Genomic DNA, 16440 nt, shown 5'->3' with positions numbered 1-16440 from the left:
GAGAATGTGCTCCACAGTTGAACAGTTATCCACCGGCGATTCTCGCTGGGTGTAGGCATATCCTACCTGCTCAACTTGGCGTCGCCGGTAGTTGCATTTAGCGCAATGACTGCTTTGCGCCCCAATTTCGGACATTCGCGTTGCTTGTGTCCGAACCCAAAAGCTGCCTTTCGCGTAGTTGTGAGGGATACAGGCTCAGCCATTGGAAGCCATTGGCTTGAAATTGCTAGCGATTGTGATTCGTCACCAAGCAATGGACGGGCCGGTCGCTGACGGCCGCTGTGCCTCGCTGATTCTCAGTCGGTTCGAACTGACCTCAGATTTGCATCTTCGAACCCACCGCCAAGTGTCACAAATAGCGTGGCCCTGTTTTGCAAGGCTGCCCTTCGCGTGGCGAGCAGCTGCTGGCGGGCGCTGAAAAGGTTGCGCTCGGCATCGAGCACTTCGAGATAGTCCGCAACACCTTCACGATAACGCAGTTGCGCAATCCGCGCGATCCGTTCCTGTGCCTCTACGGCCCGTTCCAGCGTGGCCACCTGTTCGTCGAGGTAGCGTCGGCCTGCCAGCGCGTCGGCCACCTCGCGGAAGGCACCCTGAACCGTCCGGTCGTAGATCGCGACTTGTTCAACCTCCAGCGCACGGGCGAGATCCAGATCGGCCTCGCGTGCGCCCCAGTCGAAGATGGGCAGGCTGATGCTTGGTCCGAAGCTCCATGTGAAGCCATCGTTATCGAACAATCCGTCGAGACTGCTCGATGCGATACCCGCACTGCCGGTCAGTGAAATCGACGGGAAGAAAGCGGCGCGCGCTGCACCGATATTTGCCCGTGCGGCGCGCAATTGCTCCTCGGCCTGGAGAATATCCGGGCGGACGAGCAGCAGTTCGGACGGCAGGCCCGCCTGCAACCTGCGGTCATCCATCTGCGCACCCAAGGTAAGTCCCAGCGGTAGCGCATCGGGGATCTGCCCGCCGACCAACACGGCAAGCTGGTTGCTGAGTTGGGCAAGCGCGAGGCGTTCTGCAGAAAGTTGCTGTTCTGCCTGCGTGAGCAGTGTCTCGGCCTGACGGAAGGGAAGCGCGGAGGTGACGCCGGCATCGAGGCGCAGCTTGGCGATGCGCAATCCTTCCTGCCGACTTTCCGCGGTCGCCTCGGCAAGGCGGACCTGCTGTTCGGTTTCGAGGATTTCGAAATAGGTCGTGGCCACATCGGCAACCAGCGATAGGTAGAACGCGCGCTGCGCCCAGATGGTCGACAGATACTGTGCCCGCGCGGCTTCGCTGAGATTGGCGACGCGTCCCCAGAAATCGAGTTCGAAACCGGTCACGCCCACACCGACCTGAAAGCGATTGGTGGTCACGGAATCGGTGATCGGCTGTCCATCGGCATCGACGCTGGACACAGGCTGCCGAGTGCGAACGCCGCTGCCATCGGCGACGACCGTCGGGAGGCTGCGGCTGTCCTGAATCTGGTATTGCGCCCGCGCCTGTTCGATCCGCGCGGTGGCGGCAACAAGATCGCGGTTGTTTTGCAGCGCGGCTGCAATCAATGCTTCGAGCCGCGGATCGGCGAACCAGTCGCGATAGGACAGCTGCGACGCGACTGCGCTGCCATCCGGACGCAAGCTTGCATCGAACGCCGGTGCGGTAGCAGGTTCGGGACGGACATGATCGGGGGCCATGTTGACACAGCCCGAAAGCGCGGCGGCCATGGCGACAACGCTTATCTGAAGCGGCTTCATGCGCTTTCTCCTTCGGCAGGTGTCGGGCTTGCACCGACACCGTGACCGGTTGGCTTGGGATTCTGGCGGCTCACCTTCCGGCGGACCAGCAGATACAGCATGGGGATCAGGAAAATACCGAACACGGTCGCGGCGATCATGCCACCTGCCACCCCGGTACCGACCGCGATGCGGCTGGCTGCGCCTGCACCGCTGGCGAGGATCAGCGGGACCATGCCCATCGTGAACGCAAGAGAGGTCATGATAATCGGGCGCAAACGCAGACGGGCCGCCGATTTGACCGCTTCTATTCGCGTCTTGCCTTCCGCCTCTTCCTCGATCGCGAACTCGACGATCAGGATCGCGTTCTTCGCCGCAAGCCCGATGATGGTGATGAGGCCGACATTGAAGTAGATATCCGCCGACAGCCCGCGCAACATCGAGAACAGGACCGCGCCGAGCACGCCCATCGGCACGATCAGAAGTACGGCAAAGGGCACTGCCCAGCTCTCGTACAACGCGGCAAGAACCAGGAACACGATGACGACGGACAGGCCCAGGAGAAGGCCGATCTGGCCACCGGCCTGCCGTTCTTCATAGGAAATGCCGGTCCATTCGAACCCGATGCCTGCCGGAAGCTGGCTGGCAAGCTGTTCCATCTCGTCGAGCGCGGCGCCGGAGGATTCTCCAGGCGCGGCCATCCCTGAAAGCGTCATCGAAGGATAGCCGTTATATCGCGCAAGGCTGTTCGGCGCGGCGGACCATTCGGCCTGCGCGAAAGTGCTGAACGGCACGAGTTCGCCCTGCTGGTTGGGGATACGCAGCGCCATCACGTCTTCGGGCGTCATGCGATATTGCGCATCGGCCTGTACCAGCACCTGCAACACGCGGCCATCGAGATTGAAATCGCTGGCGTATGCAGAACCGAAGTTGATCGACAGGGCATTGCTCACTTCCGTCAACGACAGTCCGAGCGCGCGGGCCTGAACACGATCGATGGTGACTTCGACGGTCGGGCTCGCGGCCTGGTCTTCTGGACGCAGGCCGGTGATGAGCGCGCTTTGCGATGCCATGCCCAAAAGCTGGTCGCGTGCCGCAGTAAGCTGTTCGCGCCCGACACCGCCGCGATCCTGCAGTTTGAGCGTAAATCCGCTCGCCTGACCGAGAGACTGGATCGACGGAGGCTGGATGACAAAAGCGATGGCGGAATCGAGCGCCGCGAAATTGCCCATTGCCTGCTGCATCAGCGATTCCGCGCTGCTTTCGGGTGCGGTGCGTTCTTCCCAGGGTTTGAACGAGGCGAACATCATTGCATTGTTTTGACCCTGCCCGAAGAAACTGAAACCGCGAATTACGACGAGGTTCTCGACCTCTTCGCGCGCCAGCCAGAATTCCTCGATCGGATCGACGGCCTCGTTGGTGCGGTCCACCGTGGCGCCCGAAGGCGCCTGGACGGCGGTGATCAGGTAACCCTGGTCTTCGGTCGGCAGGAAGCCACTGGGAAGCCGCATGAACAGCAGGAGAGTTACCGCGGCAAGCGCGAGGAATACGGCAAAGGCCCGCATCGGGCGCGCAAGTATGGTATCGTTGGCGCGCCCGTATTTTGTCGTCATGCGCGCGAACCACCGGTTGAACCGCGCGAAGAAGCGGGCGACCGCAGCGCGGACACGCTCCAGCATACCGCGCCAACCGGTTTTCGGTTCACTTTCAACAATTGATTCTGGGCTATCAAGTGCTTCATCCGCATCGTGATCGATCAGCTTGAGGAAGGTCGCGCACAAAGCGGGGGTCAAAGACAGCGCCAGCACGGCGGAGAAGAAAATCGAAATCGCCAGCGTGACTGAGAACTGGCGATAGATTCCCCCCGTCGATCCGGGGAAGAACGCCATCGGGATGAAGACAGCGATCAGCACCAGCGTGATACCGATGATGGCTCCGGTGATCTGGTCCATCGCCTTGCGCGTGGCCTGCAGCGGCGGCAGCCCCTCCTCGCGCATGATGCGCTCGACATTCTCGATCACCACGATGGCATCGTCGACCAGGATGCCGATTGCCAGCACCATGCCGAACAGCGACAACACGTTGATCGAGAAACCGAAAATCCACAGTCCCAGACAAGCGCCCGCCAGAGCGATCGGCACCACCAGTGTCGGGATCAGAGTCGCGCGCCAGTTCTGGAGGAAGAGGAACATGACGAGGAAGACGAGCGCCATCGCTTCGATCAGTGTTACGACAACTTCATCCACGGACGCCTCGACGAATGGCGTGGTATCGTAGGGAATAGACCAGGCGGTTCCTTCGGGTAGCCCGGTCGCTAGTTCCTCCATTCGAGCCTTGACGCCCTCTGCCGCAGCAAGGGCATTTGCCCCTGTAGCGAGCTGGATGGCCATGCCCGCCATGGGCTGGCCGTTCAGGGTGGTGGAGGTGGAATAGTTCTGTGCGCCCAGTTCGACGCGCGCGACCTCGCCAAGGCGCACGACTGCTGCGCCCGAATTTGCGCGCAGGATGATGTTTTCGAATTCCTCCGGCGTGGAAAAGCGCCCCTCGGTCGTGATGCTGGCCGTGATCTGCTGGTCGTCGACATAGGGCAGCGCGCCGATCGAGCCGCCAGCAGTCTGGGCGTTCTGTTCCTGAATGGCCGCTAGAACCGCGCTGGGAGAAAGATTGTAGGAAGCGAGTGCCTCGGGATCGAGCCAGATGCGCATCGCATATTGCGAGCCGAACAGCGTAACATCGCCAACACCTTCGACACGGCGCAACTCGTCGACCACCTGATTGGATGCGATATTGCCGAGATCGGTCGTGTCCAGCTGCCCGGATTCGGAGGTCAGCGCGACGATCATCAGGAAGCCGGCATTGGCCTGCCGCACCGTGATACCCTGACGCCGTACGGCCTCCGGCAAACGCGCCTCGACCGTGCTCAGACGGTTCTGGACTTCGGTCTGCGCAATATCGATGTCGGTTCCGGCCTCGAACGTCAGAGTGATGCTCGCCGTTCCGTTCGACTGGCTCGATGACGACATGTAGAGGAAGCCCTCCACGCCGTTGAGTTGCTGCTCGATGACTTGCGTTACATTCTGTTCGAGCGTTTCGGCATCAGCGCCCGGATAAGCCACGCTGATGGTCAGCGAAGGCGGGGCGACTTCCGGATATTGTTCGATCGGCAGCGAACGCAGGGCAATGAAGCCTGCCAGCAGGATGCCGAGAGAAACGACCCATGCGAAGATGGGCCGGTCGATAAAGAAGCGAGCCATGGCTTATTCGCCCCGACCGGCTGCACTGGATTGCTTGGCGGGCGTCGCAGGCTGCTTTCCGGCCGCAGGTTTTCCGCCAGAGCGCATGGCCTGGACGGGGACACCGGGGCGGATTTTCTGAAGATTGCTGACGATCACCGTATCGCCTGCCTTGAGACCTTCCTGCACGATCCAGCGACCGTCCACCAACGCTCCCAGTTTGATCTGGCGCACTGCCGCCATGCCTTCACCGTCGATCACGTAAACCGACCCGCCGGTATCGCTCACCGTTACCGCACGTTGGGGAATTGAAATTCCGTTTTGCCGTTGGCCAGCAAAGATCCGCGCACGCACGAACTCCCCGGGAAGAAGCAAGCCGCTGGGATTGGGAAATTCCGCACGAATTTCGACCGTACCGGTGTCCTGGTCGACGGAGAAGGCAAGAAAGTCTATGAAGCCTTCCACCGGGTGTTCCGCACCGTCCTGATAGGTCAGGCGGACAGGAACCCGATCGTTCTGGTCGAGGTCAATCTCGCCCGCGCGCACGGCACGGCGGATCTCGAGCACCTCGCTAGCCGATTGCGCAAAGCTGACATAGACCGGCGAAATCTGCTCGATAGTTGTCATCAGCGTACCTTCCGCCTGACTGACCAGAGCGCCTTCGGTGATGTCCGCGCGACCGGCGCGTCCTGCGATAGGGGCGCGTACCGTGGTGTAGCCGAGCTGGAGGTCTGCTGCTTCGAGCTGCGCGCGAATCTGCGCCACGTTGGCCGCCGCTTCGCGCGATGCAGCAACGGCGGCGTCGTATTCCTGACGGCTGATGGCGTTTTCGGCCACCAGTGGACGATAGCGTTCGACCACTGCGCTCGCGTTGGCAGCGGTGGCTCGGGCACGCTCGAGGCTTGCTTGCGTCTGGGCCCTGCTTGCCCGCAATTCACGCGGGTCGATGCGGAACAGCGGCTGGCCTGCACCGACATCGGTTCCTTCCTCGTATAGACGTTCCTGAACGATACCCGTCACGCGGGCGCGGACTTCGGCAGTGCGAACCGGCTCGACACGTCCCGGCAATTCGATGACGTTGGGAATCGACTGATTCGAAACGGTATAAACCTGAACGGGCACAGCCTGCTGTTGCGGGGCCTCTTCAGGCTGGGCACAGGCGGCGGCGAGCAGAGTAACGGCCATGCCGACGAACAGACGATTCATGCTAGGATTCCCAATACAGCTTGTGTGCAGGCTTCACGTGCAATGCTCATTACGCCATTTCTTCGCAAGTGCGGAAATTGCGGTTTGGAGATAAAATTGGCCGAATACGAATGTGGTAGGTTGGATAAACGCCGTGATGCGATCATTGCGGCAGCGCGAGACCTGTTTATCAAGAACGGTTATGAACGCACGACGCTCGGCCAGGTTGTTGAACAGGCGGGGGGATCTCTCGCAACGATCTACAAGCTGTTCGAGAACAAGGACGGGTTGCTCAGCGCGGTTGTGTTCGAAAGCGCGGCATCGAGCGAACTCCTGATCCAGAAAGCAGTGGCTGGATCTAGCGACCCGGCGACGATTCTGCATCGATTGGCACGTGACTTGAGGGACAGCTTTCTTTCAAACGAGGTGCTGGCACTCGTGCGGGTCGTGATTGCCCGAAGTGTAAGCGACGTGGATTTCGCACGCAGATTTTATGAAAAGACGGCAAGTTCCACGCGCACATCCTTGCAGGACCTGTTCGAGCATTGGCAGCGCGAGGGCCGCACGATGAGCTCCACACCCTTCGTCTTGACCGAAACTTTCCTGAGTATGTTTCTGGGCGACACGCACAAGGAGGCGATAACGCATGGAGCGGCACCGCAACTTTCACCCGAGGAACTGGATGCCCGGACCGACCTCTTCCTGAGAGGTGCGGGCCTGCTCTAAAGCAACAGGCCAGCCTCGCGTTCCGGCGCAACTGCCAGTCACTGCGTCGGCTTGACTAACGCCGAGTGGGCTTCGCGAATAACGACGAATGTCTTGAAACTCCGCACGCGTTCGTCATTGGCGAAAAGTTCGATCACGGCATCGTCGTAGTGCTCCATGTCACGCGCCACCATGCGGACGATCAGGTCGATTTCTCCCGTGACATTGGTGCAGTCGACCACCTGGGGGTGGTCCACGATCTTCGCCATCAGCTCGCGGATTGTCGGACCGTCTTCGCGGTCGAGCATCACGGTGACGATCACGGACAGGTTCCAGCCCAGCGTCCGTGGCTTCACGATCGCGACCTCGCCTTCGATCGCACCGATTTCGCGCAAGCGCCTGATACGGCGATAGCAGGCCGGCGCAGAAAGACCGACCGTCTCCGCAAGCACTGAGGCAGGCTGACGCGAATCGCGTTGTAGAAGTTCGAGAAGGTGGAGATCGAACCGGTCGAGATCGGATTTTTCAGCGGACATCGCTTACTCGATAAACTTTATCGCAAACGCTTCAACTTCGATCACGATTCAATCCGGCCGACGCTAAAATCAAGCGATGGAGAAACTCAGATCCCTACCTTCCGAAACCACGGAAAAATTCATGGCCTTAGGTGCGGTGCTGGTCGCGATGACCTGCATCAGTGGCGGAGCGACAATCGCCAAGCAGCTGTTCCCGTTAGTGGGACCGTCCGGAGCCACGACATTGCGACTTGGCTTCGCGGCGGTGATCATGGCCCTGGTATTCCGGCCCTGGCGGCTTTCGCTGAAAGGCAATTGGCGAACATTGGGCATCTACGGGCTGTGCCTCGCGGGCATGAACCTTGCCCTGTATTCGGCGTTGCAATTCATACCTCTTGGTATTGCCATTGCCATCGAATTCATCGGCCCCCTCGGCGTAGCCATCGCTACCTCACGGAAGAAAGCCGACTTTGTCTGGATCGGACTGGCAGCAACCGGCCTGGCCATGCTCCTGCCCATACATTCGGCTGCCACTGCGGTGGATTACCGTGGCCTAATTCTTGCAGCATTGGCTGGCCTGTTCTGGGCTTGCTACATAATCACCGGCAAGCGAGCAGGAGAACAGCACGGACCCGCTGCGAGTGCGGCCGGCATGATCGTGGCTGCAATCGTCGCTGCGCCTATCGGCATCGCGCAATCGGGTCAGGACCTACTGCTTCCGGGTGTCCTTGTTCTCGGACTGGTTGTCGCGATTGTGTCCAGCGCAATTCCTTACAGCCTAGAGATGGTCGCTCTGAGCAAGCTGCCTTCGAACACCTTTGGCACGATGATGAGCGCGGAACCGGCAATCGGCGCATTGATCGGGATGCTCGTTCTTGGCGAAGTTCTCGGCATCACCCAGTGGGCGGCAATCGGCCTAATAGCTGTGGCGTCGGCCGGAGCGGGGCTCAGGTCGAACCAGAAAAATCGTGAAGGGTCGTTGAAACTGGACCAGATTGGTCCGGGGCAGGCGCCTGTCTGACGCTGTTGTCGATGGCAGCTAAGATCGTGCACAGAGCCAATTCCAGACATTCCGCTACCGGCCCATTAGTTCGTCATCATCTTAGGTCCTCTAGATAAGCGAACAGTCGGATCGGTCACCACCATCAAGGTCGCTGAGCAGGACCAACCATCTGCCAAGACCGACGGCATCCCCATTGCGGCACAGTCGAATGACCCCCAAGGTTGTCCAGCCTTACGACGGGCAATTCGCGCAAGGCAGCGCGTGACACTGCAGGATGATCGCCTAATATTCACCCGTCATGCGCAGGAACATCCTCGTCACGTTCACCGATGGAGCGACACACGTCTATGAACCGGCCTCATCGGTGCGGATCGTCAACCGTGGCCCGCGATCCGGACCATACAAAGATTTCGAAAAGGTCTCGTCCGACCCTCCGCAGTGGGTCGGCTTCGGTTCGTTCGAGGCGCGCATCCTTGCCATCGGTCACGTCGTCGAGATGCACAGCGGATTGAAGACGGTCGTGAAGGTGACTCGGGACATCGACGCCCCGCCAGGCGACGCAGTTCCGCCGGGGATCTCGACCTGATGCCCATCTACGAGGAGTGGTGCGAAGTCGACAACACGGTCGATGGTCGGAAGCGGCTTTGGAAGCTGACCGAGCGTGACGGTGGACGCGCCGCCATCGCGAGTCGTCTCGCCGGCATCGTCCGCACCCACTATGACACGCAGGAGCGCATTGCCGACGACATCGAGCATCTTGGATACGAGCGGGCGGCAGAGATGTTACGCGCGCTCATGCCGCAGACGCCGCGCGCGCGAGCGGGTGACCTCGGCGAGATTCTGGCCGTCGAACTCACCGAGGAGCATTTGGAGTTCCGGGTTCCAGTCCGTCGGCTGCGCTACAAGGACGGTCGCGAGGTCCCGATGCGCGGCGACGACTTCATCGGGGTGAATTTCGCTGATGAGGACGGCGGCCTCTGGCTGCTGAAGGGCGAGGCGAAGAGCCGACGGCGGCTCGGGCGCCAGACCATCGAGGAGGCGCGAGAGGCACTGGCGCGCGATGGCGGCCGCTGCACGCCTCACTCTTTGCTGTTCATCGCCAATCGGCTGCTTGAAAGTGACGCCGAGGACAAGCGCGCGCTCGGACGGCTGATACGCAACGAGGTGGCGGAAAGTGCGCTTCCCCGGCGGCGCATAGACCACGCGCTCTTCACGATGTCCGGCAACGGAGTGCCCGCATCACTCGACGAGGACTTCGAGTCGGCCGACGGGCGGCGCGGACACGAGGTCGTCAACCTCCACATTCCTGACTACGACGAGTTCCTATTGGAAACCTACGAAGCGGCTGGCGCGCTTGGAGACGATTGAAGAGTTGACCGACTTCCTGCGCGACGCGACCGCGCCGGAGGCACGGGAGCGCCTGCTCGACCGCGGTGGCGCATGGTCGCTGATGCGGGAGGACGGCGTGCTACCCGACGGGGCACCCAACTTCGCCCGGAACATCGCCGTCGACCTGGCGGAATACGGCTTCTCGGTCCTGCGCGCAGCGCTTGCGCTCCAAGAACTCGGTGAGGAACGCGATCTCTCGCGAACGGGGTTCGAGAGAGCGGCGTCTGCCTTCGAGGCCCTCGTGCGGAACGGCGACCCGCAGGCCACCGAGCGGGGGTTCCATAGGACGGTGGCGGCGTGCTGCTACCACCTTGCAAGCTACTCCGCGATTGCATTCTCGATGTTCGCCGAGGCGCCGCCGGCTATCAACGCATCACCGGCCGAACAGGCACTTTCCGCCCTGATCCTGCGCGACCTCGACCGCCTGCGGCGCATCGCCCGCGATTGGCTCGAGGATCCCGAGCACGACGACGGGTTCCTAGCCGATGCGCTCGCCGAGCGAGACATCGCACCCGACGACGCCATCGCGACGATCCTCAACGGCGTGGTCTGCCGAGCGCTCGCCACCTTTGACCTGGCCCTGCAGTCTGGCGAAGCCGGGCTCGTCGCCGAGGCCATGGCGCTCCTCGCGCAAGGCCTTGCCATCGCGGACAACTCCGGCAACGTGCCGTTGTGGTGGATCCTCAAGCTCGCGCGAGCTCTTATCGGCGACCTGTGGTCGCACTCCCTCCACCAGACCCTGCCGCGCGACCCTCCGGCCGGCGGCGAGGAGCGATACGCCGAACTGCGGTCGCTGCTGATCTCGACGCTCTACGCGCGGAGGGCGGCCGAGCTCGAGCTCTGGCCTTCCCAGCTCGAGGCCGCGAGACGGGCGACCGATCTGACGGACGATCTTGTCGTCGCGCTGCCGACCAGCGCGGGCAAGACCCGCGTCGCCGAACTGACCGCGCTGATGACACTGGCGACCGGCAAGCGCGTGCTGATCGTCACACCGCTGCGCGCCCTATCCGCGCAGACCGAACGCTCGTTCCGTCGCACCTTCGGCCCGCTCGGCTTCGCGGTGTCGTCGCTCTACGGCGCCAGCGGGGTCTCGGAAGGCGACCAGGACGCGCTGCGCAGCCGGCCCATCGTCATTGCGACGCCGGAGAAGCTCGACTTCGCCCTTCGGTCGGACCCGGCCATAATCGACGACGTCGGGCTAATAGTGCTCGACGAAGGACATCTCATTGGACCGACCGAACGCGAGATCCGATACGAGATCCTCGTACAGAGACTGCTGCGCCGGGGCGACGCCGCCGATCGGAGGATCGTCTGCCTTTCGGCGATCCTGCCGGACGGCGAGGCGCTAGACGATCTTACCGCCTGGATCCGGGACGACGCGGAAGGAGAGCCGATCAGATCGCGCTGGCGCCCAACGCGGCAGCGGTTCGGGTCGATCGCCTGGTCTGGCCGGACTGCGAGGCTCGCATTCGACAATCGCGCCGACGGGCCCTTCGTCGGCCGCTTCCTTGATCGCCTGCCCGCGATACGGCCTGAACGGAACGCCCGGCCCCGGGACGTTAAGGACTTGACACTCATGTCGGCGTGGAAGTTCGCCGAGCAGGGTAAGCGCAGCCTCATCTTTTGCACGCAGGCCAACTGGGTGGAAGGATACGGGACCCGCGCCGTTGAGCTGGTCGAGCGCGGATATCTCGAGAGCCTGATCGACGACCAGGCGCCGCTCGCGCGCGCTGTTGAGGTCGGTGCCGAGTGGCTCGGCGCGGACCATCCAGTAGTCGCCGCCATGCGCGTCGGGGTCGCGATCCACCATGGGAAACTTCCGCAGCCGTTCCTGCGCGAGATGGAGCTACTGCTCGGCTCAGGTTCGCTGAAGGTGATCGTGGCCTCGCCGACGCTGTCGCAGGGCCTCAATCTGAACGCGGCCGTTCTCTTAGTGCCCTATCTCGTACGCGCGCAGCAGACGATCTCCGGGGAGGAGTTCGCGAACGTCGCCGGACGCGCGGGGCGCGCCTTCGTGGACGTCGAGGGGTATGTCGCGCATGTCATGTTCGACCGGCTCGACTACAGGCTCGGCGAGTGGAGGAGGTTGGTGCGGCGCGCGCGGGCGCGCGATCTCACGAGCGGCCTCTTTCAGGTCGTCGCCGCTGCTATCGACCGCCTCGCGGATCAAGGCGTCTTCGACCGCGACGACGCCTTCGAGTACCTCGCCAACTCGCGCGATGCTTGGACTGGCGTCGCAGATGCCGCGCCGGAAGAAGAGGAGGACGAGGACACCGAGGCGCAGTCGCTGGAGGACCTCGTCGACCGGCTTGATGCGATCGTGATCGGTCTGGTCGAGGCGCTAGATGCGGATAGCGCCGAACTACCGAAACTCCTCGACGAAGCGCTCAACGGCTCGCTATGGTCCCGCCGCCTCGCGCGTGAGGACGACGCGGAACGTGAGTCGCAGCGAGGGCTGATCATCGCGCGCGCCAAGCTCATCTGGCAATCGACGACGGCCGAGACCCGGCGCGGACACTTCGCTATGGGCGTCGGACTGGAATCGGGTCTCGCGCTGGACGCCGTCGCCGACGAGCTGGGCGACCTTGTCGACGCCGCCGACCGCGCCGCGCTAGGCGGCAATGCCGACGCCCTCGGTGACGCGCTGATGTCGTTAGCGGAACGGCTGCTCGCGATAAGGCCTTTCGTGCCCAATCAGGCGCTGCCCCCGGACTGGGGACGCACACTCAGGCGTTGGGTATCTGGCGGCACCGTTGCCGAGATTGGTCCACAAGGGGTCAGACTGGTGGAAGAGGCCTTCGCCTACCGGCTCGTATGGGGCCTAGAGGCCGTTCGCGCCCGCCGGATGGTGACCGGCTGGGATCCCGAACCCGGTGCGGGCGGAGCGGCCGCGTCGCTGGAAACGGGAGTGCCGCAGACGATGATGTCGATGCTCGTCCGCGCCGGACTGCCGTCCCGCGAGGCCGCGATGGCCGCCGTGCGAACGGGTGGCGCCCAATACGTCGACAGCGCGGAGATGCGAGAATGGCTGGCAAGCGAAGAAGTGGCAGAGCTAACCAAGGGCGCGTGGCCGACCCCGGCGACCGCCGAGCTCTGGCGGCGCTTTCGCGCGGAGGCGACAGGCGCGAGCGCCCCGCGCTGGAACCACGACGTCGTCAGGCGCCAGGTGGCAGGCGGCGAACTGCCCGCGACCGGGACCTACCGCGTCGAGCTCGATCCCGCGACGCGATCCGCATGGCTGTTGAGTGGCGACTTTAGGCGGGTGGCCCGCCTCAGGATGCCGGTCCGGGACAGGCGCGATGCTGTCTGGCGCGCGCGCGTGGAGGAGGGAGATGATCGCGTGATCGTCGAGCGGCTTGGGCCCGGCCACGCGCGATGGGGGTAGGCGGCAGTCCGCTTTGGCGGGCTGGAGCCGAGGGACACCGGCCCGATGCAGGAGGGCGCGTTACGGACACTACGCGCCCGAATGCCTGACAGTCGGGGAATTAAACGCCAGATGCGATAGCGCGCTAAACGATCGTCCGATCTCCATCTTCGGTAGCCCACGAGCCGCCATTCCGCTTTCGGCCCAATTCCCGCCATTTCGCCACTCTTCCACAGCAAATGTCTGAGTGAGTGTAGGCATATCTAACCTGCTGATGAGCGGGCCGCCGGGCGCGGGCAAATCGCTGATGGCGGCGTGCCTGCCGGGCATCCTGCCGCCATTGACCCCGGCCGAGGCGCTGGAGGTCAGCATGGTGCAATCGGTCGCCGGCACGCTCGAGGGCGGCGCAATCAGTCGCCGCCGCCCGTTCCGCGCGCCGCACCATTCGGCCAGCATCGCGGCGCTGACCGGCGGCGGGCTGAAGGTGCGGCCGGGCGAGGTGAGCCTGGCGCATCTGGGGGTGCTGTTCCTCGACGAACTGCCCGAATTCCAGCGTGCGGTGCTCGATTCGCTGCGACAGCCGCTGGAAACCGGGAAGGTCGATGTGGCGCGGGCCAACGCGCATTTGTCTTACCCTGCGCGGGTGCAATTGGTGGCGGCGATGAACCCGTGCCGCTGCGGCCATCTGGGCGACCCGGCGCTCGCCTGCAGCCGCGCGCCGCGCTGCGCGGCCGATTATCAGAGCAAGGTATCGGGCCCGCTGCTGGACCGGATCGACCTCCATGTCGAGGTGGACCCGGTGCGCGCCGCCGATCTCGCTTTGCCGCCGCCGGCAGAAGGCAGCGCCGAGGTCGCCGCGCGGGTGGCCGCCGCGCGCGCCCGGCAAACGGCTCGCGCCGCCGAATCCGGCGCGCGGACCAATGCGGAACTCGATGGCGAGGCGCTGGAACGCTTCGCCACACCCGACGATGCCGGCCGCACCCTGCTGTTCCAGGCGGCCGAAGCGATGCGGCTATCGGCACGGGGATATACGCGGATGCTGCGTGTGGCACGGACAATCGCCGACCTCGCCGGGGTGGAGCAGGTCGGGCGCATCCATGTCGCCGAAGCGCTCAGCTATCGGCGGCAGGCGCCTCGGGCGTAAGCGCGGCGTACCAATCGGCGTAGGGCGTGTTCTTCGCCATGCGGCGGTTGTAGTCGGGCGCGCCGTCGTCCCACCAAACCGGCCCGCGTTCGCCCAATGCCAGCTTGGCCTGATGGACCGAGGCGCGCGCCTCCTTGAGTGCAGCCTCGTCGCCGCCGCGCAACGCGGCTCCGACCGCGCGCCGCGCCGCCATCAGAGCGCGGACCAGCGCCTCGCGCTCAGTAGCTGGCAGAGCCGGATTCGTGCAGCGCCACAAGCGCCCCCGGACCACAAAATAGCGGCCGTCGGGCGTAATCGGCGGAGGCGCGGCCTCGCTCAGGCGGCTTCGGCGTGGGCATGATCCGGCTTGCCGACGCTCGCCCGGTCGATCAGGCACAGATCATGCGGGCCGAGCACGCGCCCGTCATGCGCCAGCATCGATACCGGACCGATCGGCATATGATCGCGCTCATCGACCAGCACCGGGTTTTCGATTACTTCGCCGCCATATTTCTGGCCCCATTGGCGCAGCGCGACCATCGCGGGGAGCAGATCCAGCCCCTTTTCGGTCAGCCGGTATTCCACCCGACGGCGGTCTTCCGGGCAGGGTTCGCGCAGCAGGATGCCGTGTTCGACCAGCTTGACCAAACGGTTGGAGAGGATGTTGCGGGCGATGCCCAGTTCCGACAGGAATTCTTCGAAATGGCTGACGCGGTTGAAGGCCGCGCGCAGGATCATGAACGACCAGCGTTCGCCCATGACCTCGAGCGCTTCAGGCAGCCCGCAGGCGCAGATTTCCTTCAGTGGTTCGCGCATAGCCATCGGCGATATCTCCCGGCCGGAATGTAACCGGTTTGCAAGGAACGGCAAATCGCAATGTAAGTTTCACATTGCAACTTTGTTCGCCGCAAAGTAGGTGGCGATTCGCAACTGACCATCCCTCTGCCAAGGAAGCTGTGTTATGTCCATCACCCATTACGCCCGCGCGCTCGCGCCGATTTTCGCCGCTGCCCTGTTTGCGGCGCCGGCGCTCGCCCAGACGAACGCGGCGCCATTCTACCGCGCCGAGCTGGCCGCCCCGGCCACCGCGCCGCGGGCCATCGCCGGCGGGGTCATCTGGCAGTGCAGCGGCACCACGTGCACCGCGGCCAAGGGCAATTCGCGCCCGCTGGTGATGTGCGCCCGCCTTGCCCGCGAAGCCGGCCCGATCACCAGCTTCACCGCTGGCGGGGAAGCACTGGCGGCCGAACAATTGGCCCGCTGCAACCGCTGAACCGCACCCTCTCCTCACCTCGCCCCCGGCCGCAACGCCGGGGGTTTTTTGTCAAAGCAAACCGCGCGTCACCAGCTCGGCTTCGAGCGCCCCCGCATCGACAAACAAATGCGTCTGCCACCCTTCGCGTGCTGCCGAGGCGATGTTGGCGGCATTGTCGTCGATGAACAGCATCTCGGCGGGGGCGAAGCCGAAGCGGCGGGCGGCGAGCGCGAAGATCGCCGGGTCGGGCTTGGCCAGCTTCTCCACCCCCGACACCACGATATCGGCAAAACGGTCGAGCATGGGCAGGGTCGGACGGAATTGCGCCCAAAATTCGGCCCCGAAATTGGTGATGGCAAACAATGGGATAGCGCCCACGGCCAGCCGTTCGACCAGCGCCTCCATCCCGGCAACCGGGCCGGGGATCGTCTCGAGAAAGCGGGTGCGATAGGCCTCGATCAGCGCGCGATGCTGGGGGAATGCGGCGATGCGTTCGGGAACCATCTCGTCGAGCGGGCGGCCGGCATCGTGCTGGAAGTGCCATTCAGGCGTGACGACCGTCGCCAGAAACGCCTCCAGCGCGGCCTCGTCATGGATCAGCTTGGCATAAAGATGGCGCAAGTCCCACTCGACCAGCACGCGGCCGACATCGAACACGACGGCCCGGATCTTAGCATCAACAGCAAGCGGCCCGCGCTCCGGCGTGGAGGGGGGCCTGCTGCTTGACGCGGCCGGCATTGCCGGCACCGGCGAATCAGCCCTGGCGGGCCTTGAACCGCCGGTTCGTCTTGTTGATCACATAGGTGCGCCCACGGCGACGGATCACGCGGTTATCCCGGTGGCGATCCTTCAGCGATTTGAGGCTGTTGACGATCTTCATGGCTATACCTGCAAAACAAACCGGCACCGGAAGACATATCCGGTGCCGTCATGGGCGGCGCAGGTAGAGG

Annotated in this window: 14 protein-coding genes and 1 pseudogene; 7 read left to right on the top strand and 8 right to left on the bottom strand. The window is 63.7% G+C overall.

Annotated features, from left to right (window positions below):
- Positions 1–296 precede the first annotated feature (296 nt).
- The 3 genes from ILT46_RS11065 to ILT46_RS11055 are packed head-to-tail and all read right to left on the bottom strand — an operon-like array spanning position 297 to position 6157.
- The gene (locus tag ILT46_RS11065; RefSeq protein WP_199504708.1) at positions 297–1739 is read right to left on the bottom strand and encodes an efflux transporter outer membrane subunit; all 1443 of its coding nucleotides are present in this window, start codon (positions 1737–1739) and stop codon (positions 297–299) included.
- Complete coding sequence (locus tag ILT46_RS11060; protein WP_199504707.1) at positions 1736–4972, bottom strand: efflux RND transporter permease subunit; 3237 nt, start codon at positions 4970–4972, stop codon at positions 1736–1738. Before ILT46_RS11060 ends, ILT46_RS11065 begins: the two co-directional genes overlap by 4 nt.
- Before the next feature lie 3 nt (positions 4973–4975).
- Positions 4976–6157, bottom strand: coding sequence for an efflux RND transporter periplasmic adaptor subunit (locus ILT46_RS11055; protein WP_199504706.1), 1182 nt, complete (start codon positions 6155–6157; stop codon positions 4976–4978).
- Positions 6158–6253: 96 nt separating this feature from the next.
- On the opposite strand from ILT46_RS11055, the gene ILT46_RS11050 reads away from it, so the two are divergent.
- Positions 6254–6862, top strand: a complete 609-nt coding sequence (locus ILT46_RS11050; protein ID WP_233397204.1) for a TetR/AcrR family transcriptional regulator — start codon at positions 6254–6256, stop codon at positions 6860–6862.
- Positions 6863–6900: 38 nt separating this feature from the next.
- On the opposite strand, the gene ILT46_RS11045 is transcribed toward ILT46_RS11050, so the two are convergent.
- Complete coding sequence (locus ILT46_RS11045) at positions 6901–7377, bottom strand: Lrp/AsnC family transcriptional regulator (RefSeq protein ID WP_199504704.1); 477 nt, start codon at positions 7375–7377, stop codon at positions 6901–6903.
- A gap of 76 nt (positions 7378–7453) precedes the next feature.
- On the opposite strand from ILT46_RS11045, the gene ILT46_RS11040 reads away from it, so the two are divergent.
- The 5 genes and pseudogenes from ILT46_RS11040 to ILT46_RS11020 all read left to right on the top strand — a co-directional run.
- A complete protein-coding gene (locus ILT46_RS11040; protein WP_199504703.1) occupies positions 7454–8377 on the top strand; it encodes an EamA family transporter in 924 nt (307 codons plus the stop codon).
- A gap of 280 nt (positions 8378–8657) precedes the next feature.
- Positions 8658–8945, top strand: a complete 288-nt coding sequence (locus tag ILT46_RS11035; protein ID WP_199504702.1) for a hypothetical protein — start codon at positions 8658–8660, stop codon at positions 8943–8945.
- Positions 8945–9727 (top strand): Hachiman antiphage defense system protein HamA, encoded by a 783-nt coding sequence (locus ILT46_RS11030; RefSeq protein ID WP_199504701.1) that lies wholly within the window; start codon positions 8945–8947, stop codon positions 9725–9727. Before ILT46_RS11035 ends, ILT46_RS11030 begins: the two co-directional genes overlap by 1 nt.
- Entirely contained in the window at positions 9714–13133 is a 3420-nt protein-coding gene (locus ILT46_RS11025) for a DEAD/DEAH box helicase (protein ID WP_199504700.1), read from the top strand. The genes ILT46_RS11030 and ILT46_RS11025 overlap by 14 nt, the downstream gene beginning before the upstream one ends.
- A 229-nt stretch (positions 13134–13362) precedes the next feature.
- Positions 13363–14256: pseudogene (locus tag ILT46_RS11020) on the top strand (YifB family Mg chelatase-like AAA ATPase); the annotation flags it as partial.
- Here the strand turns inward: ILT46_RS11020 and ILT46_RS11015 are convergent.
- Positions 14225–14512 (bottom strand): hypothetical protein, encoded by a 288-nt coding sequence (locus ILT46_RS11015; RefSeq protein ID WP_233397203.1) that lies wholly within the window; start codon positions 14510–14512, stop codon positions 14225–14227. The pseudogene ILT46_RS11020 and the gene ILT46_RS11015 overlap by 32 nt on opposite strands.
- Before the next feature lie 59 nt (positions 14513–14571).
- Complete coding sequence (locus ILT46_RS11010) at positions 14572–15057, bottom strand: winged helix-turn-helix transcriptional regulator (protein WP_199504699.1); 486 nt, start codon at positions 15055–15057, stop codon at positions 14572–14574.
- Between the two features lie 139 nt (positions 15058–15196).
- Here ILT46_RS11010 and ILT46_RS11005 point away from each other — a divergent pair, with 139 nt between their 5' ends.
- Positions 15197–15508 carry a CC_3452 family protein gene (locus ILT46_RS11005; RefSeq protein ID WP_199504698.1) on the top strand — a complete coding sequence of 104 codons (312 nt, stop codon included), beginning with the start codon at positions 15197–15199 and terminating at the stop codon, positions 15506–15508.
- A gap of 51 nt (positions 15509–15559) precedes the next feature.
- On the opposite strand, the gene ILT46_RS11000 is transcribed toward ILT46_RS11005, so the two are convergent.
- On the bottom strand, positions 15560–16147 hold the full coding sequence (locus ILT46_RS11000; RefSeq protein WP_370592426.1) for an HAD-IA family hydrolase: 588 nt from the start codon (positions 16145–16147) through the stop codon (positions 15560–15562).
- Positions 16148–16244: 97 nt separating this feature from the next.
- On the bottom strand, positions 16245–16370 hold the full coding sequence (gene ykgO / locus ILT46_RS10995) for a type B 50S ribosomal protein L36 (protein ID WP_095998341.1): 126 nt from the start codon (positions 16368–16370) through the stop codon (positions 16245–16247).
- Positions 16371–16440: the final 70 nt, after the last annotated feature.

This window comes from Qipengyuania sp. YIM B01966, assembly GCF_016461955.1.
Taxonomy (GTDB): domain Bacteria; phylum Pseudomonadota; class Alphaproteobacteria; order Sphingomonadales; family Sphingomonadaceae; genus QFOP01.
The sequence above is the reverse complement of the archived record's forward strand: the minus strand, read 5'-3'. Positions and strand labels throughout refer to the sequence as shown.